Source organism: Granulicella mallensis, assembly GCF_014203225.1.
In the GTDB taxonomy this organism is placed as follows: domain Bacteria; phylum Acidobacteriota; class Terriglobia; order Terriglobales; family Acidobacteriaceae; genus Granulicella; species Granulicella mallensis_A.
The window spans coordinates 1-1,204 of the sequence record NZ_JACHIO010000051.1; the positions used below are offsets into that span (position 1 = coordinate 1).

General features: G+C 59.4%; 1 protein-coding gene. It reads left to right on the forward strand.

The annotated features are described in order from the left end of the window. Positions 1-15: 15 nt before the first annotated feature. Positions 16-1,203 carry an elongation factor Tu gene (gene tuf, locus HDF15_RS25455; protein ID WP_014263805.1) on the forward strand — a complete coding sequence of 396 codons (1,188 nt, stop codon included), beginning with the start codon at positions 16-18 and terminating at the stop codon, positions 1,201-1,203. Position 1,204 lies beyond the last annotated feature (1 nt).

Sequence of the window (1,204 nt, forward strand, 5' to 3'; positions counted from 1 at the left end):
ACTACGGAGAGAGTCATGGCGAAGGAAAAGTTTGATCGCAGCAAACCGCATGTGAATATCGGGACGATTGGTCACATTGATCACGGCAAGACGACGCTGACGGCGGCAATTACGAAGGTATTGTCGAAGCACAACCCGAAGAACAGCTTCCGTTCGTTCGACACGATTGACAATGCGCCGGAAGAGCGTGAGCGCGGCATCACGATCTCGACCTCTCACGTAGAGTACGAGACGCCGAACCGCCACTACGCGCACGTCGATTGCCCGGGCCACGCCGACTACATCAAGAACATGATCACCGGCGCAGCGCAGATGGACGGAGCTATTCTGGTGGTCGCGGCAACGGACGGTCCGATGCCCCAGACCAAGGAGCACGTACTGTTGGCCCGCCAGGTAGGCGTGCCGTACATCGTGGTGTTCCTGAACAAGTGCGATGCGGTGGAAGACGAAGAGCTGATCGAGCTGGTCGAGATGGAAGTACGCGAGTTGCTGTCGAAGTACGAGTACCCTGGCGACGAGACCCCGATCATCCGCGGTTCTGCTCTGGGCGCGCTGAATGGCGAAGCTCAGTGGGAAGCCAAGATCGACGAGCTGATGGCAGCGGTGGACAAGTACATTCCGCAGCCTGACCGCCTGGTCGACCTGCCGTTCCTGATGCCGATCGAAGACATCTTCTCGATCTCGGGTCGTGGAACCGTCGTAACGGGCCGTATCGAGCGCGGCAAGGTGAAGGTAGGCGAGGCGGCTGAGATCGTCGGGTTCCGCGACACGCAGAACACGGTGGTTACGGGCGTTGAGATGTTCAAGAAGCAGCTGGACGAAGGTCTGGCTGGCGACAACGCTGGACTTCTTCTGCGCGGAATCGCGAAGGAAGACGTGGAGCGCGGGATGGTTCTGGCGAAGCCGGGATCGATCAAGCCGCACACCCAGTTCAAGGGCGAGATCTACGTTCTGAGCAAGGAAGAAGGCGGACGTCACACTCCGTTCTTCAATGGCTATCGCCCGCAGTTCTACTTCCGCACCACGGACGTAACGGGATCGGCGAAGCTTCCTGAGGGAACCGAGATGGTGATGCCTGGCGATAATATCTCGCTGGAGATCACGCTGCACACCCCGGTGGCGATGGAGAAGGGCCTGCGCTTCGCAATCCGCGAAGGCGGTCGTACCGTCGGCGCGGGTACCATCTCCGAGATCATCAAGTAAG

What these genes read in the sequence shown, in the direction of transcription:
- tuf (WP_014263805.1), top strand. Translation starts at nt 16, where the DNA reads ATGGCGAAGGAAAAGTTTGATCGCAGCAAACCGCATGTGAATATCGGG.